Raw genomic sequence first — 26137 nt, 5'->3', positions numbered from 1 at the left:
AAAAAATGCGATCCTCGCTGGAAAAACTCTTGCACGCTAATCAAGTCCTAGAAAGTCCGTGCGTCGCTGCGCTGCACCTCAATCAAGCTGCGACGAATGGAATCAGGCAAGCGACGAATCGAGTCCTTAATTAACCATTTACCCTCTTGCGTCTGAAAATGGTTGAGGCACTATAGATAGCGGTTGGCCACAGGGGGCATACCTACAATTTGTGTCTCATCCCGCAGGAGCAATTCTGCGGTGGGGATATTTTGCCCGAAAAAACCGGCGCAAAACACAAATAAAAGGCCCTGTAGCGACACAAAAATGCTAAGGGGGGCGCTTGCTTCCCGAGTCGAACAAGAGGCGAACAAGTTTCTTGGGTCTTGGTAGTCGGAGCTGGCAATCGAACGGGGTGAGGGCCAGCCCATATAAGGGGAGCAAAGAGTCACATGGATTTCAGAGATACTGGCCGGGAGGCCGGAGAAGGCAATATGGCGGACATGCTCGAAGCAGAAAAGACACAGACCGAAACCCCGCAGGTAAAGAAGGCAAAGCCCGAAAAGGAAGTCACCGAGGCGAAGGCCAAGGCTGGCACCGATTCGAAGGCCGTGGCCGCGCGCCGGTTCGATGTCGTCACCGATAGCTCGCGTGATGACCTGCTGACCGAATTCGGCAAGGAAACGCTGAAGGATCGCTACCTCCTCCCCGGTGAAAGCTATCAGGATCTGTTCGCGCGCGTCGCAGACGCCTTTGCCGACGATCAGGACCATGCCCAGCGGCTCTATGACTATATCTCAAAGCTGTGGTTCATGCCCGCCACGCCCGTGCTGTCGAATGGCGGCACCGGACGTGGCCTGCCGATCAGCTGCTATCTGAACTCGGTCGACGACAGCCTGGAAGGCATCGTCAATACCTGGAACGAGAATGTCTGGCTCGCTTCGCGCGGCGGCGGCATCGGTACCTATTGGGGCAGCGTGCGCGGCATCGGCGAGCCTGTCGGCCTCAACGGCAAGACCAGCGGCATCATCCCCTTCGTCCGCGTGATGGACAGCCTCACCCTCGCCATCAGCCAGGGTTCGCTGCGCCGCGGATCGGCCGCCTGCTATCTCGACATCTCGCACCCGGAGATTGAGGAGTTCCTCGAAATCCGCAAACCCTCGGGCGATTTCAACCGCAAGGCGCTGAACCTGCACCATGGCGTGCTGCTTTCGGACGAGTTCATGGAAGCGGTGCGCGACGGCACCGAGTTCAACCTTGTCAGCCCCAAGGATGGCAGCGTGCGTGGCAGCGTCGATGCGCGCTCGCTCTTCCAGAAGCTGGTCGAGACCCGCCTCGCCACTGGTGAGCCCTACATCATCTTCAGCGACACGGTGAACCGGTCGATGCCCAAGCATCACCGCGAGCTGGGTCTCAAGGTTTCGACGTCAAACCTGTGCGCCGAAATCACCCTGCCCACCGGCCGTGACCATCTGGGTGGTGATCGTACCGCGGTCTGCTGCCTGTCGTCGCTCAACCTTGAGACATGGGATGAGTGGAACGGCGACAAGATGTTCATCGAGGATGTGATGCGCATGCTCGACAATGTCCTGCAGGATTTCATCGATCGTGCGCCGGACGAGATGGCCCGCGCCCGTTATAGCGCCAGCCGCGAACGTTCAGTGGGCCTTGGCGTGATGGGCTTCCACAGCTTCCTGCAGTCACGCGGACTCGGATTTGAGTCGGCGATGGCGAAGTCGTGGAACATGAAGATCTTCAAGCATATCCGCGCGCAGGCCGACCAGGCTTCGATGGTGCTCGCCACCGAACGCGGCGCCTGCCCCGATGCCGAGGAACGCGGCGTGATGGAACGCTTCAGCTGCAAGATGGCGATCGCACCCACCGCGTCGATTTCGATCATCTGCGGCGGCACCAGCGCGTGCATCGAGCCGATCCCGGCGAACATCTATACCCACAAGACGCTCTCGGGCAGCTTCATCGTCAAGAACCCCTATCTTGAGAAACTGCTGCAGGAAAAGGCGAAGGATTCGACCGCGATCTGGAACTCGATCCTCGAAAAGGGCGGTTCGGTGCAGCATCTCGATTTCCTCAGCCCGGAGGAGAAGGACGCGTTCAAGACGTCGTTCGAGATCGACCAGCGCTGGCTGCTCGAACTGGCCGGTGACCGCGCGCCCTTTATCGACCAGGCGCAGTCGCTGAACCTGTTCATCCCGGCGGACGTCGAGAAGTGGGATCTGCTGATGCTCCACTTCCGCGCATGGGAACTGGGCATCAAGTCGCTCTATTACCTGCGTTCGAAATCGATCCAGCGTGCTGGCTTTGCCGGCGGGGTGGAGGCGGACAACACCGCCGACGCACCCAAGATCGAACTCAGCGCCGGCGAGCAGACCGATTATGAGGAATGCCTGGCCTGCCAATAAGGCAGCACTGACCGATTTCCCCCTCCCCACCGCGGGAGGGGCGACACAAGATTGAACCGAGGAAGAAGCGCAATGTCCCTGTTAGAAGCCCGCAAGTCGTACAAGCCGTTCGAATATCCCTGGGCCTATGATTTCTGGAAGCGCCAGCAGCAGATCCACTGGCTGCCCGAGGAAGTTCCCTTGGGGGAGGATTGCCGCGACTGGGCGCAGAAGATCAGCGAGCATGAGCGCAACCTGCTGACGCAGATCTTCCGCTTCTTCACCCAGGCCGATGTCGAGGTGCAGGATTGCTATCACGACAAATATGGCCGCGTGTTCAAGCCCACCGAAATCAAGATGATGCTGACCGCGTTTTCGAACATGGAAACGGTGCACATCGCGGCGTACAGCCACTTGCTCGACACCATCGGCATGCCCGAAAGCGAATATTCGGCGTTCCTCGAATATGAGGAAATGGCCGAAAAGTGCAATTACATGCACCAGTTCGGCGTCGATAATGACGAGGATATCGCCCGCACGCTCGCCATGTTCGGCGGCTTCACCGAAGGCGTGCAGCTGTTCGCCAGCTTCGCGATGCTGATGAACTTCCCGCGCTTCAACAAGATGAAGGGCATGGGGCAGATCGTCAGCTGGTCGGTGCGCGATGAAAGCCTGCACTGCGAAGGCATCACCAAGCTGTTCCACGCCTTTACCAAGGAACGCGACTGCCTGACCAAGGCGGTGAAGGAAGACATTATCGATTGCTGCCAAAAGGTCGTGCGGCTGGAAGACAGCTTCATCGACCTCGCCTTTGAAATGGGCCCCGTGCCCGGCATGACGGCAAAGGAAATCAAGCGCTATATCCGCTACATCGCCGATTGGCGCCTGGGCCAGCTGGGCCTGCAGCCGATCTACATGGTCGAAGACCACCCGCTCCCCTGGCTCGCCCCGCTGCTGAACGGCGTGGAGCATGCCAACTTCTTCGAAACCCGCGCGACCGAATACAGCAAGGCGTCAACACGCGGCAATTGGGGCGAAGTTTGGGACAGCTTTGACAAGCGCAAGAAAAAGGTCGCCAATGATGGCGCAGCCGAGGCTGCGAGCGATGAGGCCGATATGTTTGCGCAGGCGGGGGTTGCTGCGGAGTAGAAGTTTGTTCCTCGATTGGCTAACTCTACTTGTTCAAGCAAATGGCGTAGTTACGTCAGCTATAATGTTGGCTTTGCTATCGTTCGCCATAAAATTCGGCTTCTATCGTAAATTCGACCAAATTGATGTTATGGTCGCTATTTCTGAAGTGCCCACTGTCCTATCGGCTGCATGTGGATCACTTCTAGTTGCCGCGCTTTACCTTCCGAGTAGAGATGCTCGGCTTGTAGCTATGTATTTGATGATTAGCTTTTTCGTTCTTTTGTATAATCTCTTTTGCTACCGATTGATCGAAACAAGGAAGTTAAATCTCAATGAGAACAAGGTCGCGAACGTACTAGCTATAATGCTTTCATATTTTTTGATGGTTGTGTTTAGCCTAGCGGCAGCTACTCGTGCGTATGGAGAACTGGCGCTATGATCCAAAATCTCCTTGAGAGCTGGCCTTTCGCTCTTGTCGTTGCGTCAACTATCGCGGCGCTCTCGGGAGCAATCCTGACATTTACGCAATTTCGGCGGACTGTATACGAAACGAGAATCAACCAAGTACAGTTGGACCACAGCCGAAAAGTTTTGGAGCGGGAAATTGAGAGGCTGCATGAGCAGATATACAGAGACGGGTCGCGGCTGACTGAACTCAATCACCTGTTACTAGATTCGATTAGAAACAAATCACCGTCATTATCTGGAGAACATTTAGGAATAGATCCATCTGGGAGTTCATTTTTAAAATCAATGGGAATAGACGCCACAAAAATATCTATCGATCCAAACTTTGTTTTCGTTCTGACACCACTAAATTCGGCGCAAACAGCGGTTTATAACATCGTTCAAAATGAATGCCAAAAGATTGGTTTAAGAGTTCGCAGGGGAGATGAAACTCGTATAGATGGACCAATTTTGCCGCATATTCTGAAGGAGATTTTGTCGAGTAGATTGATAGTTGCGAATATCAATGGCCGTAACCCCAACGTATTTTATGAGCTGGGTATCGCGCAAACCCTCGGCAAACCGGTGTTACTGGTGGTTCGTTCCTATGACGATGTTCCATTCGATTTGAAACAACAGCAGTTAGTTATATATAATGATATCAAAGAGTTGCCTTCCTTATTTGGAACGGCGCTATCTAGGTTTGCGTTTAGCGTCAAAAGTTAATCAAACTCCAAGTCGAATTGCTGTGGGAGTTCTGTGGAGGAACTCCGAAAAATTCCGAGGACACAAACTAATTAATGCCCGCCAATGGCGGACAAGACGCAAAGGCCTTTGCTCGCTCTTCCACCACAGCCCGGAACTGCCCCCTTCGCGCGTTGACCTCTGGTCGCCTGACGGCCCGCTTGTAGCAGGCAAGCGGCAAAACTATTTCGGCCGACACCTGCTTGCGCGCATCATTTCCTTATGCGCCCGGTCGAAATCTCTCATATGCCGGTTACAGCCCAGATGGCAGAGCGCGAGATTTTCCATCGCCCAAGTCCCGCCCTTCGATAGCGGCTGCAAATGTTCGACCGTTGCGACCTTTCCGATATTGGGAATACCGCCAAAGCGCATCTTGTTTCCGCACAGCCAGCAATTGTCGCCATCGCGTTGACGCAATGCTTCAACCTTACTGGCCTTCTTCTTTCGAAAAAAATACCAATGCTGGCCAGGAAAGTATTTCCATGCGGCTTTACTTGTCATTCGATCAATAAATCAAAGTCCTGTTAGCAAATGGTAAATCCCCTCTAAAGTCTGCTTCCCCCTATCCCCCACCGCCATAACCCGCTAGGCGCAGCCTATGGCTGATCTCTATCTCAAAGCACTCGAATCCGAACGCCGCAGCCTGTGGGCGACGGCGCGGCTCAAAGGGCTTCCCAAGGATTCGCCCGAACGGGTGCGGATCGCGCAGATCGATGCCGATATCGCCGCGCACAAGGCGAAGGGCAAAACGCCCAAGCCATGACCGGCCACCCCGCCACCGCCTATAAAATCCTCACCGCCGACCAATGGACGCAGTTTCGTGCTGATGGGCTGTTCCACAGCGCGCCGGTCGATCTGGCCGATGGCTATATCCACTTGTCCACCCGCGACCAGTTGCAGGGCACGCTCGACAAGCATTTCGCCGGGCAAAGCGGGCTGGTGATTGCCGAGGTGGACCTGGCGCAACTGGGTGAGACGGTGAAGTGGGAGGTTTCACGGGGCAACGCCCTGTTCCCCCACATATACGGCCCGCTGCCGATGGCGGCGGTGCTGGGGGTGCGGCAGCAGGGCTGATCGCCGGCGCGCAGCGCCCATAAAAATTTCACGCGAAGGCACGAAGGCGCGAAGATATCCGTATAAACGTCACCCTTGGTGTGGCGTGTTCGCTTTGCGCCTTTGCGTCTTTGCGTGAAACGAAAATGGCGCTGCTGCGCGCGTCATTCTGTGCTGTCCTACACGCACTCCTGCGGCTTATGCCCTGTGCTTTTTCGAACGAAAGGCCAGCGTCATGAAACAAGCCCAAGACCCCGATATCCGCCTGCCTGCCGCCGCCTATCTGCGTTATGAAAGCCGCGCCGATGGGTGGAGCGCGGGGAGGCAGGCGGCGTTCCTTGCGCATCTGGCCGACAATGGCCTTGTCGAGGATGCGGCGCGATCTGTGGGGATGGGTGTCGGTGGCGGCTATTCGCTGCGCCGCACCGCGCGCGGCTATGCCTTCAGCCTGGGGTGGGAGGCGGCGCTGATCATCGCGCGGCGGGTGATATCCGACCGGCTGATGACCGCCGCGATCAAGGGGGAGGAAGCACGCTGGGTGCGTGAGGATGGCGTCACCACCTATACGCGGCAGAATACAAAGCTCTCCCTCGCACTGCTCGACCGCGTCAATCCGGCGCTTTCCCAGCCAGAGGTAATCGCGGTGGCGGTGCGCTTTGACTGCTTTCTGCAGATGATCGACGAAGGGCTGAACGGCGCAGAGCTGTGGGAGATGTTCTTTGACAAGGCCCTGCCCCCCGGCGACCGCGAAAGCCGCGAAAGGGTGCGCCATTCGCTTCTACTTTCTGAAGATTCTGCGGGTTTTGAGGAAAAGGACGAGCCGCCAATCGAGTATAAATCGATGGATGGTGTGGTGACGGAGGAAGTCCCGTCGCGCGAAGCGCCTTTTCCCGTTTCACGCAAAGACGCGAAGGCGCGAAGCGGGCAATATGTTGCACGCGATCTTCTTTGCGACTTAGCGTCTTTGCGTGAAAATAATAGTGCGCTGCGCGCCGGTATTGGCTCAGCACCAGGGGCGGCGGCCGCCTTGGTACCAGCGGGCGAGGCCTTCATCGACAAGGATGCCGCCAAGGCTTTGCCCGCCGCGAGTCAGGATGCGCAATTTGCGGCCGAATCGGTCTTCATCGCGATCGATGCTTTCAAGGCTGAACGGGCCCGAATTGACGAGCGCGTGCATCCGCTGCGTCGCCTGCTTGCCGAGCGCCGCCTCTTGCGGACAGCGCGGCTCATGCGTTTCGGGGGTGTCGATATCGGCGATGCGGATCTTGGTGCCGCGATAATAGATGGTGTCGCCATCGACCACGCAATTGGTGCCACCGCCGGCATGGCAAAAGGTGAAGGAGGCGCGCTCGCTATCGCCGCTGCCTGCGGCGCGCGGCATGGCGGGCGCGGCGGCCTCTGCCGGGGAGGCAGCGAATTCGCGATATTGCCAGATGCCCAATTGGGCAAACACCATCGAGCCGGCAAATGCCAGCAAAGCGAGCCGCCATGGCCGACGGCGTGCAGGCGCGCGCCGCGCCCGCGAAAAGCGCGTGATCTTGTTCATGTTCCACCACCCTTGCGACCCGAAGGCCGCAATAGCGCCGGCTGGATAACCGGCGGTACGGCTTAGCTATGCCGAGTTTACATTTGCGTCAACGGCGAGCCAAAGCAGGGCTGCTCCATTTCGGGTTCGGGCGGAGGGAACAAGCGCGGTTATGGAGCAAGATGCTGCTTGCCCAATTGCTCTGTCTTCGAAAACCGCCCGGTTATGCCGCAGAGCTTACCAGCGAAAGGCGAAGGCGCTTTCGCCTGCGTCGCTGCCATCGGGGTGGAAACGGCGCTCGATGATCCGGCCCTCGCCTTCATGGTCAACCAGTACCACGGTGCTGCAACGGGTGCCGTAAACCGGGGCCTTGATGAAGATCGGGATGCCGCCATCGTCCAAGATGCGTTCATCGCGGAGGAGCGCGAACAGCTTTTCCGGCGTTTCGTCAGCGGCAATCCATTCCGCCAGCGCCGCCTCCATGGAGGATTTGCGCGGCCAGGGCTCGCCCGGATGGCCGTTGGAAAGCCCATGAATTCCGGGCAAAAGTGGCTCGCGCTGCGGCTCTGGCAGGTTCGACAGCAGGATCGTCTGCCCGCCATCGTGGAGCAGCAGGTTGAACGGGTTGTAATCAGGCAGTGCCGCGAGGTCGGGCATTTGGCCGTGCGCCAGCCAATCGCCGACGAGCGCGCCGCGCGACAATTTCGCCGGGTCCGCCCCCGCCGGATTGCGGATGTTGGTCACCACCGCCAGCCTGCCTGCATCCGAAACGCCCAGCCAGCCGCCGCCCGCCTGCAAGTCACGCCCGGCGATCACCGCTGGCGCGTCGCTCCACCTGCCGAGCGGCAGCGCCGCCCGGTCGTGGAACTCATCGCGGTTGCCGGCAAGCACCAGCTTCCAGCGCGGATGGCAATCAAGGGCGATGGCAACGACGCACATTGCGCCCCTATTGCCCAGCACGAACTGAAAAGCGAGCGCGCTCTTGGATCAGCACAGCGTCTCGACGCGCAGGTCGCTGCCGGAATAGGGCTTTACCAGGCGGGCAGCCTCTTTCCATTCGGCCCGCAACCACTGCTCCTGCGCCGCCTTGTCGAGCAATGCGGGCATGCCTTGCGGCATCGCCCCGCCCTCGACCGGGCGCAAGGCTTCCGAGGCATCGACCGTCAGCATCGCGAACACCGGCATGTCGGTCAGGTCGCGCCATATCCCCGCCGCTGCCATCACCCCGCCTTGTTCAAGGCTGCACCGCACCCGCGCACTCCGCCCGCCCGCAGGCAGGGAAAAGGATGTGAGGGGAATCAGGCAGCGCAGCTCGACATGGCGCAGGTTGCCGATCCAGAAGGGGCTTTGCAGGTTGCGCACATGACCCACCCAGCGCATCGAACCAAGGGCCGCCATCTCCGTCGCCTGCCCCGGCGCGGGATACCCCCAATGCATGGGTCGGATCAGTTTCCGCGCAGTTCGCCCCGCCTTCACGATCACCGGCGCAAACTGCCCTATCGCGATCGCACCCCCGCCCCACGGATCAGGTCCGGGATCGGCATCGAAGGCTGCAGCAATATCGGCAGACGCCATGTCGAGACGACAATCCATCGCAGCCTTTGCTCTGTGGGGTTCAGCCCTGCTGGGCCGCGTTCAATCGACGTCGTCGCGCGTTTCGGAACGCCGGTCAAGGCCAGACCTGCGGTCCACGCCGGAACGCCGTTCTATCCCCGATCTTCGTTCTGGCCCACTATAGGCCGGATCGTTAACCCTGCGCCGGTCTTTACCGGAGCGCCTCTCAATCCCCCTGCGGTCGGATTTTCTCTGGTCGCCCTCAATCATCATCGCCTCCCACACGGCAATTCAGTCTCATAACTGCTTGTGCGACTTATATTTTGTGCAATATGTACTAAAACAAACGTTATAGCAAAGGCGTTTTACCATTTGATTAATGTCAAGGAACCGCCGGCAAAAGCGGGGCAAGTACACTCCATCATCCAAGGGAGTTTACTATGTCTGACCTTTCAATCCTTCCCGTCACCATCTTTGCCGGCATGATGGTTTCGTTCATGCTCGTGATGCTATTCGTCGTGCTGACCGATCGCGATACGCGCCAATCATAAGGTTTTAATAGCGCAGGTGGACAGTCACTTCGTCGCCTGCCGCTAGGCTCTCTGCCTTGCGAACGGTTGCCTTTACCGGCAGCAGGTAACCGCCATTTTCCCGGCTGGGGAAGACCGAGGTCTGCCAGTTGGTGTCGCCAATGGTCGCCGATACCCGGATCGAACCCCAACCCCGACGCTGGCCGCCCTCCAGCCGCCGCATCAGAGCGGTTGCCCGGATGGCATCGGCAGCTTCACCTTCAATGGTCACGAAGTGCCAGCTCGCAGGGGCTTCCGGGCTGGTCCAGATCCAGAGCGTAGCAGTTACATCGACGCTTTCGCTCACTTCGCCTTCCGTCTCACAGGTACCGGAATGTTGCAGATATCTGCACCCCCTGCCGGCGTTATGAAGAACGGATCACGCCGGTTCGCGCGCGCGTCGGCATAGGCAGCGAAGCTGGCGCTATCGGTTGAGAGATACTCAAAAGCGGGCAGGTCAGCGATTTCATCGCCAAGTCGCGCCGAGTTGATCTGAACCCGCTCTTCTTCCTTTTCATAAAAGCCGAGCGGTCCCGTACCACGCGGCAAAGAGGAAAGATGTTCGAGCCCCTCGATCACCCGCCCGACGAGCGCGATGTTGCGATCGAGGTGGCGAGGTGCGTGGCCGATTACGGCATAAAGCTCCGCACCGGTTCCAGTATCGGGCGAAAGGTTCCGGCCAACGCCCACCATGCCGTAGCAGTGGGTCGGCCACCAGATTTGCTCCCAAGAATATCCAGCGGTGGCGATTGGCCAACCCCTGTAGAAATCCACCCAGGAAGCAAAGGGATCGCGACTATGCCATGCGGGATATGGCTCAAGTTCGACTTTCTTCACAATGGGTGGTGTCGACACTTCTGACGCTTGTTTGTCTTGACGCTCTTTATCGCGCTTTGCGTTTTCGTTCTGCCATTCGAACAGGCTCGATGCATAGGCAGCCTCGCTGACCGTCACCAGCCCCTCCGGCAGCACCTTCTTCTCGGTCGCATCGCCCCATTGCACGACATAATTGTCCTGCACGCGGTTGATGCTAGTGCCATCCCACCATTTCGCGGCCGCCAGCTTACGGATATTGCCGACCCAGCCCTGGCTGAACGGCGGAGGGATCAACTGGATGACCACACGGCGCGCTTTGCCCTTTGCGTCAGGCGCGAGGTCCATAACCAACAGGTCCGACGGCGCAATTGCGGTCCACTCCTCTGCTTTCGCCTTGGCCACGATTTCTGGCGGCGAGGGAAATACAGGCTTTGCATCCTGTGCCGCCAGCGGGAACGTGGCCAATGCAGCGGCGCAGGTGATTAAGGTCAGCTTTTTGATCATAGGACCTTATTGCAAAGCATCGGCGCTTGCGAAAGCGGCATTCTCACGATAGGGCGCGCCATCCAGGATGCGGAGACGTGGCCGAGTGGTCGAAGGCGCTCGCCTGGAAAGTGAGTATACGGCAAAACCGTATCGAGGGTTCGAATCCCTCCGTCTCCGCCACCATGCATTGATTTAATTGATATTTTTTCAAGATCGTGCGCTGGTTCCCATAACCGTTCCCCGATAGGCCCGACGCTTGAGGCGAACACGAGCGGCTGGATTCGTTCAATCGGCACGCTCCTCGACAATTTTCAATAAGGGCGGGGCAATCGTCCGCAAAGTCATTCGGGCAGCCATGCCGGTGACAGCCGTGGAAGCTGGAAACGACTACACACCGTACGCGACAAATCGCGGCTGGAAATGGCAGAATTGTGCGGGTTTCGGGAGGTGGCAGCTTCTCACTCAAAAATGATTGGCCATTCGGATTTGATTAAATGGGCCGGTTCCTGCGGTTTTCCGGCCAATCATTTCCGGGGCATTCGTGTTCGTGGGCCGTCCCAACTCTGGCAACGCTCCAATGCCTTGCAACGCCGCTTGCCAAAGCAACGGACCCATAATATTTATGGGTTATGATCGATCCGGTTCCCATGCGGATGAACGACGCAACAGCACTCAAAGTCCTTCGCGAGATTGCTCAGGACAGTGCTCAGGTGATCTTCACGCATCATGCCCGGAAGCGAATGCGGCAACGCAAGGTTTCCCCGGTGCAGGTTTTGACCTGTCTGCAACGCGGGATCGTAAGCGAGCCGGTGGCGCTGGACATGCATGGGAATTGGAAACTGACCGTGACGCACCGCGTCGCGGGCAAGGATTTGGACGTGGCAGTGGCGATTGACATTCCCAAGCGGGCAATCGTCATCACCGTTTTCTAGGAGGCGAGCATGTATCATTATCGGGAGTGCGGCCTTCGCAACGTCTGGTTGGCGAACGGCTATGATGAGCACGACACCCCCTATGGACCGGGCATTGCAATCCATGACGTGGAGGGCCTGCATCGCGCCATTGCGCATGGAATCGTCAACAAGGGCGGGAAGCTGACCGGGACCGAATTGCGCTTCCTGCGGCAAGAGATGGGCCTGAGCCAAGCAAAGCTAGCATCCATGCTGGGCAATGAGGCTCAAACGGTCGCGCTATGGGAAAAGCGGAGCAGCCAGCCCAAGATCGCTGATCGCTTCATTCGTGCGATCTACCGGGAATTGAACGAGGGCAACGCCCATATTCGTGACATGATCGAGCGACTGGTGGATTCTGACCTTGAGGAAACCGACGCGCGCATTACGCTTGAGCAAGATAGCGGCGGCTGGAAGGTTGCTGCCTAGACGTATTGCGGGGGGAGTCGGGAATGGGCCAAGTTGAACAGCGAACGCGCTTGGCCCGGCTCTTAATTGCCCCACCTCCCGTTGTTTACGAGGAACTCAAATCTTACAGCGCAGACGTTCAAACGTCGCCCTACACCGCCGCCAGCGAAGAGCTTGAAGCCAGCCTGGCCGCAAGGAACGATCCGCTCATTGACTTAGCCATTGCCAGCTTTGGGGCATCGCACGAAACCATTGGGGAATTGTACCGTAAGGGCAAATCTCCCGCCGTTGATGGAACTGATGCACAATACAGGCAGGGCCTTCGCTTAGCCGTCCTCGCAAACGAGACAATCGACAGCAAAGGGTTTTTGAGCCGGTTTCCCGAAAACACAATTGGGGAAGCGGAACTGGCCTTTGTAATGACCAGCAGCGATTGGATCGAAGCGGAAACCTTGATCCTGAATCCGACTATCGCTGATGACGTTCTGCTGGCCCTCTACCGTGGAGACAAATTTTGCGAAGGGATGGATGAGGATCGGCGGCGACAGCTCGTTTCAATGGGCGGTCGTAATGAGCGACTCCATACGCGAAACGACGATGAGCATGGCCCGGACATGGGTCATTACTATCTTCACAAGGCCATTTTCGCGATGCTGGGCACCGTTCCCACTTCGGATAAATGGTTATGGAGCCTCAGCTATCTTCTGAAGCAACTCGCTCCCGATCAAGTCAGCAACGAAGAAAGCATTGATGCGGTTCTTGAACGGTGGATTCTCGACGAGAACGGGGAGGAGGAGAAGTCAAGCGATCGGGACAAGTACACTGACACCGGCCTATCTGAGCGGGCGGAATTTCGGTGCCTGATCGCGGCGCTTTACGGGAAGAGTTACGGCAAGAAAGAAGTCATTATCCACGGAACGGCTGACGCAGACGATATTGCGCGGCGCTGCGCATACTACGGGAATGCGAAGCTTGATGCGAAGGCGATTACAGAGGGCCATGAAAAGGACGGAGAGGCATTCGTGTTCGCCGCGATGACCAATGACGATGTGTTGATGAACAAGCAGACGCGGAAAATCTTCGAGGAAGATTGCCTGAACGGCGGTCACTTGTACCGCTATCAGCGGCGTTGCGAACAGCTTCACAAACGTTGGAAATGGTTTGATCCGCGCCCGACAGCCGAATGGATGGTGGACGAAGATACCGAGACGCACGAAAGCAAAATTGAGCAGCAATTCAGGAACCTTTCCGACCGGATGAAAGCGGTTGAAAAGGCTGTGGCGCTGTTGCCGTGGCTTATCGGGGCGCTGGCTGTCGCTATGCTGTGGCGGGGCTAATCAAACTCCCGCACCAGCCGCGCAATCGCCTTCACATATCGCACCGCCTCCAGCGTCTTTGCCGAATAGCCGCCATGCTTGCGGGCATTCTGATTGCCCCTAGGCGCGCCGGGGTTCGTCCCGCCGTGCATACGGCACCGCTTCCGCCCTTTCACGGCTGGGGATTGGCACGCCGTGCCCTTGCGCGTCATGGCCAAGCATCGCGGGGCCGCTGCCAGTAATTCCGGCTCCATGGCATTGATCCTCATTTTTCGCTGTTCCGCCCCCCTGATTGACGTTTTCGGCAATGACGGCCTGCCCGCCCCGGTTATCGACGTGGATGTGCTTCACAACCTGTTCCCCGCCCCGGCGCATCCGGGCGAGCGTCTCCATTTGCCGCTGAGAGGTGCCCAGCAGCTTCGTGGCAAGGTTTCCGAGCGTCTGCGCGGTCGGTATCCATTCCGCCGATCCAAGCTGGCTCAGCGCCCGGATTGCCGCGTCATGGGTGCAATACATCTGGACCAGCAACAGTGCCTCGGCCTGATCCTGGGGCTTCATGCTTTCGATGAATGACAGCGCCGCATTGTAGCGCCCTTCATTGTCCGCCCCAACTGAGCCGAGATATTTGAGCAGTTCGTTTGCCCGCGCGTTCACCGGGTCAATCGAATTGGCCGAAAAGGTTTCGTGCAGCTTGAGCAGCGCCAGCATTTCGCTCTTGCCGGTCGGTTCGATGCTCCACCCGCCATCGGGTTTGCGGGTCATCTTCACCTTGGCAGGTGCGCCGCGCTTGCGATGATCGCGGATCAGCCGCAACAGTTCGGCCCGCTCGTCCTTGTCGAGCTTTTCCCAGCCGGGAACGTCTCTCGCCAGAATGCGATTGGCCTCGTCCTCGCTGTCCGTGTCGGGAAACGGGATCGTCACAGTCCGCTCTTGCGGCTGGGCACCAGCCTTGACCTTGCGCGCCGGTTGCTTGCGCTTCGCCTTGCTCTTTTCAGTCATAATTCCCGCACCTTCAAAATTGATCCTCGCCAGCATTCACCCGCACCACACCACCACCTCACCCCCTATAAAGGGGGTGGTGGTGTGGGCAGGTTCGTTACGGGTCCGCGCCCGCACCTTCCGCACTTTCCGCACCACACGTTGCAAGGTGCGGACGGGAGCCTATTTCACTGGCGTCAACCGGCTTGCCGACGATCACGAAAGGCACGTCCCGGCCATTGATCGCGCGATGCTCCACCGCTAGCGCGCCGTTGCGCTTCCACGTCCGAATGATGGCCTTGATGCGGCCCTTGTCGGTTTCGGCGGATAGGCCCGCCACGTTGGCGACAAGATGGCCAACCCAATCCTTGGCCTGCACGCTCTCCCGCCAGTCACCAGCCGCAAGCCGTTGCTGGACGGTGTAGAGGTGCCACGTTGTCAGGCCATGGAACACGTCCGGCTTTTCCCAGAGCGTGGCCACGCCGACAAAATCGGACGGCTCCAGCCCGTCGCCATTGTCGAGACTCTGGCTTTCCAGTTTGATCCACGTTGCCGCGTCGGGTGGCGCGCGATTGGCCTTGCCGGTGTCGATACGCACCAGCGAGCGGCGCAATGCCGGGTCCGCAATCCCCAGTTCTTCGGCTTCCTTGTCGCCCATCGGATTGAGCGGGAGCACGACGCGGGCAGCATCGCGCAAGGCCACCGCGCCGCGCCCGTCCTCTGCCGTCACCTCGCGCCCGCCCAGCTTGCGGGTATGATGCACGAGCACGACCGCACAGCCGGTTTCCTGGGCCAGCCGCTTCCACCGCTTGGCGATGGCGTCGATTGCCTCGTTAGAGCTTTCACGCACGGCATGGCTGGAAACGAAAGGATCGACGATCACCGTTGCGATGCTCCGTTCGCGGATCGTCGCGGCAAGCTGGGCAAAGACTTCCTCTGCCAGCGTGAAGCCGTCCCGGTCCTCGCTTGCCGTGCAGAGCGGCTGGACTAGCCCACTATCGAGGTGCAGCCGATTCCCGCAATCATCGGGGCCAATGCCATGATAGGCACAGGCGGCGGACAATTGCCGCTCCAGTTCGTCGGTCCCGTCCTCAAGATTGAAGATCCACACCGCTTGCGGCCCGCGATGCAGGGGCTTGCCCAAAAGCGGCTGTCCGCTGGCGAGACAAAGCGCAATCGTGTTGCCGATCGTGCTCTTGCCGGTGCCGCCCGGCGCAATGATCGCGGTCACTTCCCCGCGCAGCAGCCAATGGCCCATGAGCCATTGCCGCCGTGGCAGCGAAGCGGGATCGGGCCAGCGGTAAGGCGTGGCGCGCAAGGCGGTATGCCCATTGATGCGCGCCGCCGCTTCGTCCGGCTGGAGCGCGGCATAGTCCATCGGCTGGGGTGCGGTTGCTGCCATTGTCATTCCCCCAGCCGCGCAGCTTCGATGCGTCCGGCAACATCGCCGCGCGGAATGTCCGCAAAATCGACGCTGGAGTCCGCTGAGCACGTTTCCGGCCTTGGGGTGGCCACAACCCCGCCAACGGCCTGAGCGGCCTTTCTGGCGACTCCCAGCCCGATATTCTCCGTTAGGTGACGGTCGTCGTCCGCCGCGATCACAAGTTCGCGCGTCGGGAACAGTTTGCGCATGGCCCGCGCCACGGTTTCGAGGTTGCGCGCGGACATGGCAGCGGCAACGCCAAAGCCGGTTGCCGAATGGACAGCCGCCATTGTGGCAAAGCCTTCCCCGATCACCAGCGGGCCAGCCGATGGCCTCCCGTCCTGAATGTGCACGCCATGGGGCCAGAACAGGCCAGCCGTGCGAGCGTCCTTGCCGAACAGCTTGAAACCATCAGGCCGGATGCGCTGGACGTTCCACAGGCGAAAGCCGGGATCGACCATCGGCACCAGCAAATCGCGCCCCTCCTGCCGGATACCGAACGGCTCCAGCACCTTGGCGACAAGGTAAGGGTGCGCGGGATCGGCGCGGCTGGCATTGGCCCATAGGTCCGCCGCGCACCGTGCCGCCGCTTCCTCAGCCTCCAGCCGCTCGCGCTTGCGGGCAAGTTCGGCCTGCCGGATCGAGCGCCGTTCCGTCGCTGTCAGTTCGCGCCCGCTATCCGCCGCTAGAAAGCCGTCTGCGCGCAGCATTTCCTTGACTGCCAGAGCATCGGCCTGAGTGCCATTGTAGCAGGCGACAAGACAGCCATCGGGAGCGTGTGCGCTGGCCTTGATTGCCGTTCCCCGATCACGGGCAGAATGGCCAGGCGTCGGGATCAGCGCATTGCCCTTGCAGACCTTGCCGCCGTAGTGGCGCGCTATCGCTTCAATATTCACAGTCACAGTGCGGCCCTCCCTTTGTCGGTGAGCCTGAGCACGGATGCGCTCTTGCCGCTGGGATTGCGCCGCCGCGCTCCGGTCGGTTCGATCAGGCCCATGGTGCGCAATTCCGAAAAGCGCGGCTGGAGCGATTCCCGCGTGACGCCGGATATTGCCACGGCCTCCAACGGGGTCGCCTCCCCCAGCTGTTCCAGCGAGCGCATGGCAAGGCGGCGAAGATGCGAGACGGTCGGGGCGATAGCTTCGGCAGCGTCCTGGCTCGTGCCGTCCGGTCCCTTTGCGCCGGGAATGTCGGGATAGCGATCAGCCATGCGCGCCTCCCTCGGCAAGTGCGGGCAGACCATGGCGATCAAGCAGGATGCGAAGCCAGTTCGCCTGTTTGTCGCTGAGCGGGGCAGCGCGATAGGCCAGCCCACCACAGAATTGCCCTTCCTTTTCGGACAGGCTTTCCACCGCCAGCAAGGCGCGGGCAGCATCGGAAAAACGGTTGAATGGCTTAGCCATGCGCGCCTCCGCCGAATGCGAGCGCGGCGATCATCGCGGCCATTTCCGGCCGGACGTGATGCGCTGCGATCAGGAATTGCGATTGCAGGGTGCAGGGGCTAAGAGGATCACGGAACCAGCCGCCACAGCTATTCCGCGATGCCCGCGCCTCAACCGCGCGGGTTTCGCTTTTCTGGGGCATGGCTCATGCCTCCCCCGCGATAAGCGCGTGCAGGCTCTCTGCCGGAATGACAGTGCGCCCGCCGATGCGCCGTGCGAGCAAGCGACCCGCCGCAATGTGCGAATAAATGGTGGTGCGCCCCAAGCTGGACGCCTTGCAGGCTTCCTTGATGGAATAGGCGATCTTGGGGGGATCGTGCTTTTCGGTTTGCATTGAAAGACCTCGTTCGTGGTTGAACAAGGCGAGCAAACACGGTTGAAAAATGCGCAGCAAAACCCGCATGTGCGGGGGATATGCGGCCTTATTAAGCGCCTCTCTGCTTAGGCCGCCCTGACGGCCTCCACCGCCCCTTAATCAGTTCACGAACCTCGGTGGTTGCGACATTCTCGAAACCCGGTTCATGCCTCATTTGACCGGCAATTGTTCGACCATCCAACCCGCGAGCCTTCATTTCGTCGGCCTTGGCCAGTATTTCTTCGTCGCTTGGTGGGCGTCCCGCCTTGACGGCAGGCGCTCTTCCTTTTTTGTCACTCCATGCCACCGACGCAGACTGGCTTCCGTTTCGCCATTCATCGAATGCCAGCCGATACAACAGAATAGGGCATCCCCGCCCGTCATCTGTGTCGGACATTCCACGATAGACATGATCGAGATGCGCGGGATCGACTTGGTTCCAATAATGCCGTGGAACCGCCAATACTCGGCTAGGCGACTGCTCAACATATGCTGTCAGATTGCCGTCTTGGAGAGGACTCCAAAGGACACGGTTTGCTTCCCGGTAACGCAAATGGTGTTCCGGCAGTTCAGAGTCCTCACCTACATTGAACGTCTCGCCGGTGCTAAATCTGAATTGCATCCATCCAAGCGCATTTTGCCATAGCTGAACGTCATCGGAGGGTTTCCCATGTGCCAGCCATGAAAGCGCTTCCTCCATTCCTAGCACTGGCCCAACCCCCGGCAATGCGGCAGGGAGCGGCGAAAGCAATGCTTTGGTATCGTCAAATCTGGCCGGAAACGCATTCAGCAGTTCCGCACGGTTAACAGTGACGTTCCGGTAAGCGTCATCTCGCCCATCGAATACGCTATCGAGACTGGCCTGATCATCGATCCATGCGAGACCGTCGCCAAACGCTAGGCCATCGTGAAGTACATCGAATCGAGCAAAATCTGCCAACCGAACCGGATCAATTGGCTCAGTTTGCAAAGGCCGGTCATCGGTCAAGTATGTGGCGACATACTTGCCACGCATCGCAATACTGCCACCAGTGCCGCGATCAGCAAGCTTCGCCATCGCAAGGCTTACATTTCGCCGGGATTCGGTCGGGTCAATTCCTTTGCCCTCCAAGGCAAGGCTCAACCTGCCTTGGTCCATGGAAATTCCGAACGCGACCCATGAAACGGCCTCGGAGATTGTGACGAACGCGGAATCGCGAGGCAGCCGCGCGGTGATTTGTAAAGGTTTCTTCGCGACGTCATGCGGTTCAGGAAAAACCGGTGGCTTGCCAACCGATGCAAGGTCAGCTTGAGCAAGCCAGTCGTTCAGCGCGCGGCGGTCCAATGATATTTCATGGCCTGACCATCGATACCAATCATCGGGTAGGAAGGGATCAATCGGTATGCAACTGTCAAACCAATAGCTATCGTGCAATCGTATCTCTCGCCAAGCCCAACCTGGCACGTCGCAGTTTTCGGCTCCGTCGCTGAATTGCGCCACGAGATCACCCGAAAGAAGAGCGATTTTCAATTTCGCTTTAGCTAGCTGTTCCAGTTTCTTGCGGTGGACAAATCCGGCTGCATCGCCTTCCGCCCAAGTCTCACCTTCATAGGTCGGAACATCATACCATGGGGCAGGATCAGCCTCTGAAACGGTCTCGCGCAACCGCAAAATCACTTCGCGAACGGCCTTGCGCAAAATCAGCGCAGCGTCGTCGTCATCCTGTAGCTCGCTAGCCAATCGCCCGCTTCCCTTCGCGGCTCCCATGGTGAAGGCGGGGAAGCGCGTGGGATGCGCGCTTGTCGGCTGGCCTGCCTATCCCCGCCCGCAATCTATGGCTTCATGTGGCCGCTTGCCAGCCGCACTCAGAAACCATCCTCACATTCTCCGGGATCGCGTAAAGCACTCATTCCGTTATGAGCCAATATCTGGCATGAGAAAGCTAATTTGCTACCGAATTGCATCGACGCTCAATCCGTATCGGAAGTCAGGCTATGTTAAAGAGATTTGTAGGGGAATCTCGTCCACATCGATGGCGGGACTTGTTCACATTTCTGGCAGTATTGTATGTCGCTGGAATGCTCGTGGTCGCTCAGATTGAGAGAAGCCTCGATGCTATATTGATAGTTCCGGTGATTGTCTGGGTTCTGCCAGCATTTCTGGCATTGGGGCTTAGCAACAAGGCGACTCTGATAGGCAGGATCGGGGCGCCCACTATAGCCTTCGCTGTTATCGCAGCACTCATGCTAAATGGGGCATCCCAAACGCTAGTTCAGCGCCCAGAATACATGGCGGACGCAATTACAGCGTCGGAGTCGAAAGCGATCAGGAATCCATTGCTAGATGTTCCTCAGCCGCGTGACTTGCTTTCGAGTGAAAGGAATGTAGCTGAAGCCCCGTGGGAACGAGAGCAAGAGACTGTTCCAACGGTTCGCGACATTGAAGTCACTTTATCGAGCGGCGCGCGGCGCACCTACCGAGATGTGCCGAACGATGTCACTATAGCGGAGGTCAAGGAACGTGTCTGGAGAGACTACCAAGAGATTGTTTCCCACATTCCCCAAGTAAATCGCTGATTTTGCTGTCAGGATCTCAATATTTCCGATATAAATCATGGTGTTGATGGCCGTGAGGGGCGCGTTTGATGGATCACCCAGAGGGTGCGGGTTCGAAGCGGGCAGATCGGGTCGAGTTCGACCGCCGGGTGCATGTGGAGTTCCGAGGTGCGCAGCTCAGTTCCGACGGCGGCCTGCTGGTGATGCGCGAGCTGGATGACGCGCTCGGGCTGTCCGATCTGGCGGCAAAAGCATTGCGCGACACCCGGCGCGGCAAGAACACGGTCCACCGGCTTGACGGGTTGTTCCGGCAATCGGTGTTCGGGCGACTGGCCGGATACGAGGATGTGAACGACGCCGACCGCCTGGCCCTCGATCCGGTGATGCGCCAGGTCGTGGGTGGAAGGGCTGTCGATGCGCAAGCGGCCTCGGCCTCGCAGATGGGACGGTTCGAGACCGAGACACTGGCACAGCCCGAGAACCGTGCCGCGCTGGCCGACCTGAATGGCCAATGGATCGACCGGTTCCATGACCGTAACGGGCTGAAGTACATCGTTCTGGACATGGACAGTTCGGTCAGCCCCACCCATGGCGATCAGGAGGGCGCGGCCTGGAACGGGCATTTCGACTGCACCTGCTATCACCCGAACTTTTTGTTCAACCAGTTCGGCATGCTGGAGCGCTGCGCCTTGCGCCATGGCAACGTCCACAGCGCCGATGGCTGGCGGGACGTTCTCGACCCCGTCATCGCCCGCTACGCGGAGCGCGACCTTTGCGGCCGGTTCTTCCGGGCTGACGCCGCCTACGCGATCCCCGCGATCTATGAGCGGCTGGAAGAAGCCCGATTCTTCTACGCCATCCGGCTGCCTGCGAACAACGTCCTGCGCGAGAAGATCGCGCATCGGCTGACGCGCCCTGTCGGGCGACCTTCGCTGACCAAGGTCAAGCGCTTCTACGAAGACTTCGAGTATCAGGCGGCATCCTGGGACAAGGAACGCCGGGTGATCGCCAAGATCGAATGGCATCCGGGCGAACTGTTCCCGCGTGTCGGCTTCATCGTCACCAACCTGCCGATGGAGCCCGACTGGGTGGTGCGGTTCTATAACCAGCGCGGCACCGCCGAGCAGCACATCAAGGAAGGTAAATATGCCTTCCACTGGACGCGGCTGTCATGCCGGAAGTTCCGCGACAATGAGGTGCGACTGCAACTGCATGCGCTGGCCTACAACCTGGCCATCTTCTTGCGCTGCATCGAGTTGCCCGAGACGATGGCCGACTGGTCGTTGACCAGCCTGCAACTGAAGCTGATCAAGATCGGGGCACGTGTCGTCCGCCATGCCCGCGCCATCACCTTCCAGCTGGCCGAGGTGGCCGTCACCGGTCCGATGGTCCGCGCCATCCTCGCCGCCATCCGCCGATTGCGAGCGCCTCCGCTATGCGCATGACCGCCATCCACGCCCAAACTGAACGAAAACGGCAGGATGGGTCTGTCCGCTGCGCTGAAAAACACCGCCACCAGGGCACAACACGGCGGCTTCGCGGGCCGATCTGCCCTGTCTCAGCGCCTTGCGCGCCCGACGACGCCGCTCGGGACGGAAAATGATTGTCCTGCGGTCGGATTCAGGCGAAACTCACGTCAGACGGCATGCCACTTGGGGAATGTATGCTAAGTGGAGCACCACTAGGGAGCGTAGCGTAAATGGCCGTTCGCCTGGGCCCGCCGAGTCAGCTCGGTGAAACTTCCACGTGGAAGTCGCCAATGTGCCACGGCGTCATTGCTGCCTTTTTGCTCGCCCGATCCCCATCGTGGAAGTCGCTGCGGAGGCCGACGCCATGGTGACGGTGTTCGGCATTCTGAATCTCACCGAGGACTCCTTCTTCGATGAGAGCCGGCGGCTAGACCCCGCCGGCGCTGTCACCGCGGCGATCGAAATGCTGCGAGTCGGATCAGACGTCGTGGATGTCGGACCGGCCGCCAGCCATCCGGACGCGAGGCCTGTATCGCCGGCCGATGAGATCAGACGTATTGCGCCGCTCTTAGACGCCCTGTCCGATCAGATGCACCGTGTTTCAATCGACAGCTTCCAACCGGAAACCCAGCGCTATGCGCTCAAGCGCGGCGTGGGCTACCTGAACGATATCCATGCATAACTGCCAACTTAGCTCCAAATATCTCAAGTTTGGAGAACAGTTAGCGTTTGCCTGACAGCACCTGGCCCAGCACCGAACCGTCTCGTAACACAGATCGATACCGCGTTCCGCAAGCAGGTCCTCAACGTCTCGCAAGCTCAGCGTGAAGCGAAAATAGAGCCACACGGCTTGGCGGATTATGTCTGGATGAAAGCGATGACGCTTGAAACAAATGGGCTTCATGTGAGTCTCATTATGCGGCAGAGCGCCGCAGGTGGAGACCGTTTAGCGTTAGACTGACAGCACCCAGACATCTTACCGATAGACAGACTTACAAGGCCAACCGCTCAGCTGCCCTGGCTGAGTGGCAGAACCTTATGGCCTGAAGCACTAAGCGGGCAAGGATAGTTGCGTCGGTCGGAGACGAGTTCGCGTTAGACTGACAACACCGACGAATGAATCTGTCAATAATTGATCGATTCTATCATATCGCTTCCAAAGCACGACAGGATAAGTTCACGAATAGGGATAGAAGGGCAACTATAGGCGGCCCGCCGAAAGGGCCGCGGACAAGGCTGGGAGAGAGCCCATGGATAAAGTCGCACTGGCACCGAAATGCGGGGTCGAAATCTCGGGCGTCCAGCTCGCGCAATGCGGCGACGCGGAGATCGAGGCGATCAGGCAGGCGATCTACGAACATGGCGTTGCCGTGTTTCGCGACCAGAACTTCTCGCCAGAGGATCACATCGACTTCGCCCAGCGCTGGGGCGGGATCGACATCAACAATTACTTTCCGCTCCACGGCGACAGGCCCGAGATCGCCATTGTAAGAAAGAGCGCCGAGCAGGAAACCAATATCGGCGGCGGCTGGCACACCGACCATTCCTATGACCAGATACCGGCGATGGGATCGATCCTGGTCGCGCGCACCTTACCGCCGTCGGGCGGCGATACGCTGTTCGCGCATATGGGTGCGGCCTATGATTCCCTGTCTGACGAGATGAAAGGGAAGATTGCCACACTGCGCGCCTATCACAGCGCCGACCATATTTATTCGCCCGACGGGGTCTATGCGCAGACCGATCAGGGCAGCGAGCTGCGCGGGCAGGACCTCAAGACGGGTGCGACCCATCCTGTGGTGATCCGTCACCCGCGCACCGGGCGCAAGCTGCTCTATGTCAATCCGGCCTTCACCGTGCATCTGGAAGGCATGACCCGTGCAGAGAGCCTGCCTTTGCTGCAGGAACTCTATGCTGCCGCCATGAGCGAGGACATCCGCGCGCGCGTCGAATGGCGTGAAGGCACGGTGACCATCTGGGACAACCGGACGACCTGGCACTACGCGCTCAACGACTATCACGGCCATGTGCGCGAGATGCATCGCATCACGCTGAGCGGCGAGGCGCTGGCGGCCTGATTATCCGGCCGGGGAAGCCAGCGGCTTGATCGCCTGCGAATCTGCAGGCTTTGCCTCGCACTGGTAGACCAGCCGTTCATTGGGGCGTGGCGGCAGCAGCGAGGTAACCCCAGTCTGCATGTCGCCAAGACTGGCCGCAGCATTGTCCGCCCCGCATTGTGGCGGGCTGTATTTGTCGCGCGCCTCGCGGGCGGCAGACATGGCCGAACGTGAGAGCAGGTAGCGGTCGGTACTGAAAGTGCGCGTCGCCGGATCGTAGCGATTGATCGAGACCGCCTCTTCGTCGTCGGGCACCAGCACCCGGGACCATTCGCCGGCGACGACGCCATATTGCGTGCGTTCGTTGACGCAACCGCTGTCCTGCCAGGCGAACTCGACGTCGTCGGTGCGGGCGCCGGTTACACGGCTGCGCGATTCGACGAAGCTGCAGAGCATCGTCCCGCCGTCGGCTGCATCGGGATCGGTCGAACCGGAACTGCCGTCGCCGCCCTGAGTCGCCGCTGCAACGCGTCGGTCGATCTCCTCTACGCCGGGGCGCAGGAACCACAGCAGCAGCGATGATAGCAGGGCGAGGCCGGCCAGGGTGCCGCCGATCATCATGCGGCGCTCTTCCTCGTTCTGCCGGGCATGCCAGGCCACCGCACCGGCACCGCCTGCAAGCAGGAACAGGAGAAAGGCGAGCGCCATGGAATTCTCGCGCTCACCCAGCACTGCGAATTCGGCCTCGAGCCGGGCACGATCGCGCGCCTGTCGCTGCTCGTCGGCACGGGCTGCCATGGCCTGCCGCGCTTCGGACTGTTCGCGCAGCATGCGCTCGCGCTCGGAGGCATCGAGCTCGGCAAGGCTGCGGCAGGGCGAGGCGTTGACCGTCGCATCGACATTGTTCTTGCGCAGGAAAGGCAGCAGCTCGCGGGTGGAGACGGCGAAGTAGAACTCCGCATCGCCAGCCTCGGAATCGGCGCCGAAGCTGTTCACCCCGATCACGCGCCCGCAACCGTCGAGCAGCGGCCCGCCCGAATTGCCGCGTGCGATCGGCGCCGTGTGGAGAATCGAATCGAACTGTCGCGAAGGCCGGGCGCCCGAAATGAAGCCGCGGCTCTTTACCGGCGGCTGCGGCCTGAAGATGTCGCCGATGTCCAGCCCCTGCGCCCGGTCGACATTCATGGGATAACCGACGGCTGAAACCTCCCCGCTGTCGGGGTCCGCGCTTCCGGCGATGGTCAGCGCGGGCAGGCGCATTTCGCCCGTGATCCGGAGCAGTGCGAGATCGCTGCGCGGATCGACGCTGATCGGGCGGACATATTCCGCCTTGTCGCCATCGGACGGGACGACCGCGATGGTCAGCGTGTCGTCGAGCAGGGCTTCGCGCACGACATGGGCATTGGTCACGATCATGTCGGGCGCGACCGCAAAGCCGGTCCCGTGGCTGACGGGATAGACTTCCCGGCCATCGGTTCCGATGATCACGACGCGCACGACCCCGCGCGCTGCCGCATCGATATCGGCGGGATCGGCTTTTGCGATCTGCGGCAAAAGCGCGAGAATCAGCACACAGAGAGAAAGGAGTTTCGACCGCATCGGGCGACTTTTAGGCGATAAGAGGGGACCAGGCCGGACAGGCGCTCAAACTGTGTGATGAGGTCCAGATCGCGTCGCCAGTCTCCCGAAACCACGAGGCTGGCATGGAAGACACCGCCGTGCATTGCGCCGCGACGCCGCGAAACACCGGCGGTGCCAGCCAGTTTGCGTCCTCGCCATCCGATGTCGTGTGAGCCGGAACAATAGGAGCTTGCCAGTCTTCCCGTTTCGAGTTGGATGCCGACGGTTCGGGCTGCCTGTTCGATAATCGCGCATAATGCGTCGAAGCCAGCGGTCAGCTTGAAGGGCCTGTCCGATATGCGGAAATAGCTGACATTGAGCACGCCCGGGCGATGCACCACGGTGGTCCCGCCTGATGCGCGAACTGCGACCGGATAGCCCTGGTTATTCGCCCAGGCGGCAGCCCGATCCGCATCTGCAAGCCTGGCCAGCCGTTTGGATATCACAAGGTGCGGCGCATTGTCCCAAAGCCTGAGATGCTCGAGCCCAGTTCCATCGGCAATCAGACGGTCGAGCAATTCCGCGTCATGGGCAATTTTTCCAGCCCTGCTGCCGAAGTCGCGGGCTGCGCCGGGAAATTCGGCCGACAGCGACCCGACCAGCCGGTCCCAGAGGCTATCCGCCGTTGCCGATGATCGCGAGCTGGTCACAGATACTCCCAAGAATCCGGGCGGCGGGATCGCCATCAATGAAACGGTGGTCCACTGTCAGTGAAAGGCCGATTTCGCTTCGCTGTTCGATCGAGCTGTCTGATGCCAGTGCCAAGCGCTGCTCGACCCTGCCGATCCCCAGAATGACGAGCTGCCCCTTGTTGAGGATAGGGGTGTTTCCGAATGGCACGAAAGTGAAAGCAGGTTGCCGGGCCAATTGAACGACGGGCC

29 protein-coding genes, 1 tRNA gene and 2 pseudogenes are annotated in these 26137 nt (G+C 59.7%); 12 read left to right on the top strand and 20 right to left on the bottom strand.

Annotated elements, in window-relative coordinates; translation table 11 throughout:
* Positions 1–431 precede the first annotated feature (431 nt).
* The 3 genes from ACFSAG_RS11015 to ACFSAG_RS11005 all read left to right on the top strand — a co-directional run bounded on the left by ACFSAG_RS11015 (position 432) and on the right by ACFSAG_RS11005 (position 4682).
* A complete protein-coding gene (locus ACFSAG_RS11015) occupies positions 432–2399 on the top strand; it encodes a ribonucleoside-diphosphate reductase subunit alpha (protein ID WP_381514662.1) in 1968 nt (655 codons plus the stop codon).
* A gap of 72 nt (positions 2400–2471) precedes the next feature.
* Positions 2472–3527: a ribonucleotide-diphosphate reductase subunit beta gene (locus ACFSAG_RS11010; RefSeq protein ID WP_381514660.1), complete on the top strand. Its 1056-nt coding sequence runs from the start codon at positions 2472–2474 to the stop codon at positions 3525–3527.
* A 417-nt stretch (positions 3528–3944) separates the two neighbouring features.
* On the top strand, positions 3945–4682 hold the full coding sequence (locus ACFSAG_RS11005) for a hypothetical protein (RefSeq protein WP_381514657.1): 738 nt from the start codon (positions 3945–3947) through the stop codon (positions 4680–4682).
* Between the two features lie 201 nt (positions 4683–4883).
* On the opposite strand, the gene ACFSAG_RS11000 is transcribed toward ACFSAG_RS11005, so the two are convergent.
* Entirely contained in the window at positions 4884–5117 is a 234-nt protein-coding gene (locus tag ACFSAG_RS11000; protein ID WP_381514654.1) for an HNH endonuclease, read from the bottom strand.
* Between the two features lie 181 nt (positions 5118–5298).
* On the opposite strand from ACFSAG_RS11000, the gene ACFSAG_RS10995 reads away from it, so the two are divergent.
* Both ACFSAG_RS10995 and ACFSAG_RS10990 read left to right on the top strand, forming a co-directional pair.
* Entirely contained in the window at positions 5299–5463 is a 165-nt protein-coding gene (locus ACFSAG_RS10995; RefSeq protein WP_374613331.1) for a hypothetical protein, read from the top strand.
* Positions 5460–5774 carry a DUF952 domain-containing protein gene (locus ACFSAG_RS10990; protein WP_381514651.1) on the top strand — a complete coding sequence of 105 codons (315 nt, stop codon included), beginning with the start codon at positions 5460–5462 and terminating at the stop codon, positions 5772–5774. Before ACFSAG_RS10995 ends, ACFSAG_RS10990 begins: the two co-directional genes overlap by 4 nt.
* Positions 5775–5802: 28 nt before the next feature.
* Here ACFSAG_RS10990 and ACFSAG_RS10985 read toward each other — a convergent pair whose 3' ends face one another.
* The 6 genes from ACFSAG_RS10985 to ACFSAG_RS10960 all read right to left on the bottom strand — a co-directional run bounded on the left by ACFSAG_RS10985 (position 5803) and on the right by ACFSAG_RS10960 (position 10721).
* Complete coding sequence (locus tag ACFSAG_RS10985; RefSeq protein ID WP_381514648.1) at positions 5803–6525, bottom strand: hypothetical protein; 723 nt, start codon at positions 6523–6525, stop codon at positions 5803–5805.
* Between the two features lie 231 nt (positions 6526–6756).
* Complete coding sequence (locus ACFSAG_RS10980) at positions 6757–7134, bottom strand: thermonuclease family protein (RefSeq protein ID WP_381515319.1); 378 nt, start codon at positions 7132–7134, stop codon at positions 6757–6759.
* Between the two features lie 381 nt (positions 7135–7515).
* Positions 7516–8238 carry an NRDE family protein gene (locus ACFSAG_RS10975; protein ID WP_381514645.1) on the bottom strand — a complete coding sequence of 241 codons (723 nt, stop codon included), beginning with the start codon at positions 8236–8238 and terminating at the stop codon, positions 7516–7518.
* 27 nt (positions 8239–8265) lie between these two features.
* A complete protein-coding gene (locus tag ACFSAG_RS10970) occupies positions 8266–8871 on the bottom strand; it encodes an SOS response-associated peptidase family protein (RefSeq protein ID WP_381514642.1) in 606 nt (201 codons plus the stop codon).
* Positions 8872–9387: 516 nt separating this feature from the next.
* Positions 9388–9708 (bottom strand): DUF1905 domain-containing protein, encoded by a 321-nt coding sequence (locus tag ACFSAG_RS10965; RefSeq protein ID WP_381514639.1) that lies wholly within the window; start codon positions 9706–9708, stop codon positions 9388–9390.
* Complete coding sequence (locus ACFSAG_RS10960; protein WP_381514636.1) at positions 9705–10721, bottom strand: peptidylprolyl isomerase; 1017 nt, start codon at positions 10719–10721, stop codon at positions 9705–9707. Before ACFSAG_RS10960 ends, ACFSAG_RS10965 begins: the two co-directional genes overlap by 4 nt.
* Positions 10722–10792: 71 nt before the next feature.
* Between ACFSAG_RS10960 and ACFSAG_RS10955 the strand changes: the two genes are divergently transcribed.
* The 4 genes from ACFSAG_RS10955 (at position 10793) to ACFSAG_RS10940 (ending at position 13398) form a co-directional block, all read left to right on the top strand.
* Positions 10793–10883, top strand: a tRNA-Ser gene (locus ACFSAG_RS10955).
* A gap of 449 nt (positions 10884–11332) precedes the next feature.
* Entirely contained in the window at positions 11333–11635 is a 303-nt protein-coding gene (locus ACFSAG_RS10950; RefSeq protein WP_204992704.1) for a DUF4258 domain-containing protein, read from the top strand.
* Between the two features lie 9 nt (positions 11636–11644).
* Positions 11645–12082, top strand: a complete 438-nt coding sequence (locus ACFSAG_RS10945; protein ID WP_204992705.1) for a helix-turn-helix domain-containing protein — start codon at positions 11645–11647, stop codon at positions 12080–12082.
* A gap of 23 nt (positions 12083–12105) precedes the next feature.
* On the top strand, positions 12106–13398 hold the full coding sequence (locus ACFSAG_RS10940) for a hypothetical protein (RefSeq protein WP_204992706.1): 1293 nt from the start codon (positions 12106–12108) through the stop codon (positions 13396–13398).
* Here ACFSAG_RS10940 and ACFSAG_RS10935 read toward each other — a convergent pair.
* The 9 genes from ACFSAG_RS10935 to ACFSAG_RS10895 all read right to left on the bottom strand — a co-directional run bounded on the left by ACFSAG_RS10935 (position 13395) and on the right by ACFSAG_RS10895 (position 19295).
* The gene (locus ACFSAG_RS10935) at positions 13395–13589 is read right to left on the bottom strand and encodes an HGGxSTG domain-containing protein (RefSeq protein ID WP_381514631.1); all 195 of its coding nucleotides are present in this window, start codon (positions 13587–13589) and stop codon (positions 13395–13397) included. The genes ACFSAG_RS10940 and ACFSAG_RS10935 overlap by 4 nt on opposite strands.
* A complete protein-coding gene (locus tag ACFSAG_RS10930) occupies positions 13498–14376 on the bottom strand; it encodes a hypothetical protein (RefSeq protein ID WP_381514628.1) in 879 nt (292 codons plus the stop codon). The genes ACFSAG_RS10935 and ACFSAG_RS10930 overlap by 92 nt, the downstream gene beginning before the upstream one ends.
* 97 nt (positions 14377–14473) lie before the next feature.
* Positions 14474–15757, bottom strand: coding sequence for an AAA family ATPase (locus ACFSAG_RS10925; RefSeq protein ID WP_381514626.1), 1284 nt, complete (start codon positions 15755–15757; stop codon positions 14474–14476).
* A 2-nt stretch (positions 15758–15759) separates the two neighbouring features.
* Positions 15760–16680: a toprim domain-containing protein gene (locus ACFSAG_RS10920; RefSeq protein ID WP_204992709.1), complete on the bottom strand. Its 921-nt coding sequence runs from the start codon at positions 16678–16680 to the stop codon at positions 15760–15762.
* Complete coding sequence (locus ACFSAG_RS10915) at positions 16677–16988, bottom strand: MarR family winged helix-turn-helix transcriptional regulator (protein ID WP_204992710.1); 312 nt, start codon at positions 16986–16988, stop codon at positions 16677–16679. The genes ACFSAG_RS10920 and ACFSAG_RS10915 overlap by 4 nt, the downstream gene beginning before the upstream one ends.
* A complete protein-coding gene (locus ACFSAG_RS10910) occupies positions 16981–17181 on the bottom strand; it encodes a hypothetical protein (RefSeq protein WP_204992711.1) in 201 nt (66 codons plus the stop codon). The genes ACFSAG_RS10915 and ACFSAG_RS10910 overlap by 8 nt, the downstream gene beginning before the upstream one ends.
* Entirely contained in the window at positions 17174–17362 is a 189-nt protein-coding gene (locus tag ACFSAG_RS10905) for a hypothetical protein (RefSeq protein WP_381514622.1), read from the bottom strand. Before ACFSAG_RS10905 ends, ACFSAG_RS10910 begins: the two co-directional genes overlap by 8 nt.
* Before the next feature lie 3 nt (positions 17363–17365).
* Positions 17366–17554: a helix-turn-helix domain-containing protein gene (locus ACFSAG_RS10900; RefSeq protein ID WP_204992712.1), complete on the bottom strand. Its 189-nt coding sequence runs from the start codon at positions 17552–17554 to the stop codon at positions 17366–17368.
* Positions 17555–17645: 91 nt separating this feature from the next.
* Positions 17646–19295, bottom strand: coding sequence for a hypothetical protein (locus ACFSAG_RS10895; RefSeq protein ID WP_205007787.1), 1650 nt, complete (start codon positions 19293–19295; stop codon positions 17646–17648).
* 904 nt (positions 19296–20199) lie between these two features.
* Here ACFSAG_RS10895 and ACFSAG_RS10890 point away from each other — a divergent pair.
* Entirely contained in the window at positions 20200–21555 is a 1356-nt protein-coding gene (locus ACFSAG_RS10890; protein ID WP_003168745.1) for an IS1380-like element ISKpn23 family transposase, read from the top strand.
* Between the two features lie 388 nt (positions 21556–21943).
* Positions 21944–22252: pseudogene (locus ACFSAG_RS10880) on the top strand (dihydropteroate synthase); the annotation flags it as partial.
* 75 nt (positions 22253–22327) lie between these two features.
* Here the strand turns inward: ACFSAG_RS10880 and ACFSAG_RS10875 are convergent.
* Positions 22328–22483: pseudogene (locus ACFSAG_RS10875) on the bottom strand (IS6 family transposase); the annotation flags it as partial.
* A gap of 346 nt (positions 22484–22829) precedes the next feature.
* Here ACFSAG_RS10875 and ACFSAG_RS10870 point away from each other — a divergent pair.
* A complete protein-coding gene (locus ACFSAG_RS10870) occupies positions 22830–23657 on the top strand; it encodes a TauD/TfdA dioxygenase family protein (RefSeq protein ID WP_204992714.1) in 828 nt (275 codons plus the stop codon).
* Here ACFSAG_RS10870 and ACFSAG_RS10865 read toward each other — a convergent pair whose 3' ends face one another.
* From ACFSAG_RS10865 to ACFSAG_RS10855, 3 genes are read right to left on the bottom strand one after another with little or no spacing between them, the layout of a single operon-like run.
* Entirely contained in the window at positions 23658–25235 is a 1578-nt protein-coding gene (locus ACFSAG_RS10865; protein ID WP_204992715.1) for a S1C family serine protease, read from the bottom strand.
* Positions 25202–25906: a lipoate--protein ligase family protein gene (locus ACFSAG_RS10860; protein ID WP_204992716.1), complete on the bottom strand. Its 705-nt coding sequence runs from the start codon at positions 25904–25906 to the stop codon at positions 25202–25204. Before ACFSAG_RS10860 ends, ACFSAG_RS10865 begins: the two co-directional genes overlap by 34 nt.
* Positions 25872–26096: a 2-oxo acid dehydrogenase subunit E2 gene (locus ACFSAG_RS10855; RefSeq protein ID WP_381514616.1), complete on the bottom strand. Its 225-nt coding sequence runs from the start codon at positions 26094–26096 to the stop codon at positions 25872–25874. Before ACFSAG_RS10855 ends, ACFSAG_RS10860 begins: the two co-directional genes overlap by 35 nt.
* Between the last annotated feature and the right edge of the window lie 41 nt (positions 26097–26137).

The organism is Sphingorhabdus buctiana (genome assembly GCF_042680825.1).
In the GTDB taxonomy this organism is placed as follows: Bacteria; Pseudomonadota; Alphaproteobacteria; order Sphingomonadales; family Sphingomonadaceae; genus Sphingorhabdus_B; species Sphingorhabdus_B buctiana.
This window is presented reverse-complemented; position numbering and strand designations above follow the sequence as displayed.

What these genes read in the sequence shown, in the direction of transcription:
- ACFSAG_RS11015 (WP_381514662.1), top strand. Translation starts at nt 432, where the DNA reads ATGGATTTCAGAGATACTGGCCGGGAGGCCGGAGAAGGCAATATGGCG.
- ACFSAG_RS11010 (WP_381514660.1), top strand. Translation starts at nt 2,472, where the DNA reads ATGTCCCTGTTAGAAGCCCGCAAGTCGTACAAGCCGTTCGAATATCCC.
- ACFSAG_RS11005 (WP_381514657.1), top strand. Translation starts at nt 3,945, where the DNA reads ATGATCCAAAATCTCCTTGAGAGCTGGCCTTTCGCTCTTGTCGTTGCG.
- ACFSAG_RS10995 (WP_374613331.1), top strand. Translation starts at nt 5,299, where the DNA reads ATGGCTGATCTCTATCTCAAAGCACTCGAATCCGAACGCCGCAGCCTG.
- ACFSAG_RS10990 (WP_381514651.1), top strand. Translation starts at nt 5,460, where the DNA reads ATGACCGGCCACCCCGCCACCGCCTATAAAATCCTCACCGCCGACCAA.
- ACFSAG_RS10985 (WP_381514648.1), bottom strand. Translation starts at nt 6,525, where the DNA reads ATGGCGCACCCTTTCGCGGCTTTCGCGGTCGCCGGGGGGCAGGGCCTT.
- ACFSAG_RS10980 (WP_381515319.1), bottom strand. Translation starts at nt 7,134, where the DNA reads ATGCCGCGCGCCGCAGGCAGCGGCGATAGCGAGCGCGCCTCCTTCACC.
- ACFSAG_RS10970 (WP_381514642.1), bottom strand. Translation starts at nt 8,871, where the DNA reads ATGGATTGTCGTCTCGACATGGCGTCTGCCGATATTGCTGCAGCCTTC.
- ACFSAG_RS10960 (WP_381514636.1), bottom strand. Translation starts at nt 10,721, where the DNA reads ATGATCAAAAAGCTGACCTTAATCACCTGCGCCGCTGCATTGGCCACG.
- ACFSAG_RS10950 (WP_204992704.1), top strand. Translation starts at nt 11,333, where the DNA reads ATGATCGATCCGGTTCCCATGCGGATGAACGACGCAACAGCACTCAAA.
- ACFSAG_RS10945 (WP_204992705.1), top strand. Translation starts at nt 11,645, where the DNA reads ATGTATCATTATCGGGAGTGCGGCCTTCGCAACGTCTGGTTGGCGAAC.
- ACFSAG_RS10940 (WP_204992706.1), top strand. Translation starts at nt 12,106, where the DNA reads ATGGGCCAAGTTGAACAGCGAACGCGCTTGGCCCGGCTCTTAATTGCC.
- ACFSAG_RS10935 (WP_381514631.1), bottom strand. Translation starts at nt 13,589, where the DNA reads ATGACGCGCAAGGGCACGGCGTGCCAATCCCCAGCCGTGAAAGGGCGG.
- ACFSAG_RS10930 (WP_381514628.1), bottom strand. Translation starts at nt 14,376, where the DNA reads ATGACTGAAAAGAGCAAGGCGAAGCGCAAGCAACCGGCGCGCAAGGTC.
- ACFSAG_RS10925 (WP_381514626.1), bottom strand. Translation starts at nt 15,757, where the DNA reads ATGGCAGCAACCGCACCCCAGCCGATGGACTATGCCGCGCTCCAGCCG.
- ACFSAG_RS10915 (WP_204992710.1), bottom strand. Translation starts at nt 16,988, where the DNA reads ATGGCTGATCGCTATCCCGACATTCCCGGCGCAAAGGGACCGGACGGC.
- ACFSAG_RS10910 (WP_204992711.1), bottom strand. Translation starts at nt 17,181, where the DNA reads ATGGCTAAGCCATTCAACCGTTTTTCCGATGCTGCCCGCGCCTTGCTG.
- ACFSAG_RS10905 (WP_381514622.1), bottom strand. Translation starts at nt 17,362, where the DNA reads ATGCCCCAGAAAAGCGAAACCCGCGCGGTTGAGGCGCGGGCATCGCGG.
- ACFSAG_RS10900 (WP_204992712.1), bottom strand. Translation starts at nt 17,554, where the DNA reads ATGCAAACCGAAAAGCACGATCCCCCCAAGATCGCCTATTCCATCAAG.
- ACFSAG_RS10890 (WP_003168745.1), top strand. Translation starts at nt 20,200, where the DNA reads ATGGATCACCCAGAGGGTGCGGGTTCGAAGCGGGCAGATCGGGTCGAG.
- ACFSAG_RS10870 (WP_204992714.1), top strand. Translation starts at nt 22,830, where the DNA reads ATGGATAAAGTCGCACTGGCACCGAAATGCGGGGTCGAAATCTCGGGC.
- ACFSAG_RS10865 (WP_204992715.1), bottom strand. Translation starts at nt 25,235, where the DNA reads ATGCGGTCGAAACTCCTTTCTCTCTGTGTGCTGATTCTCGCGCTTTTG.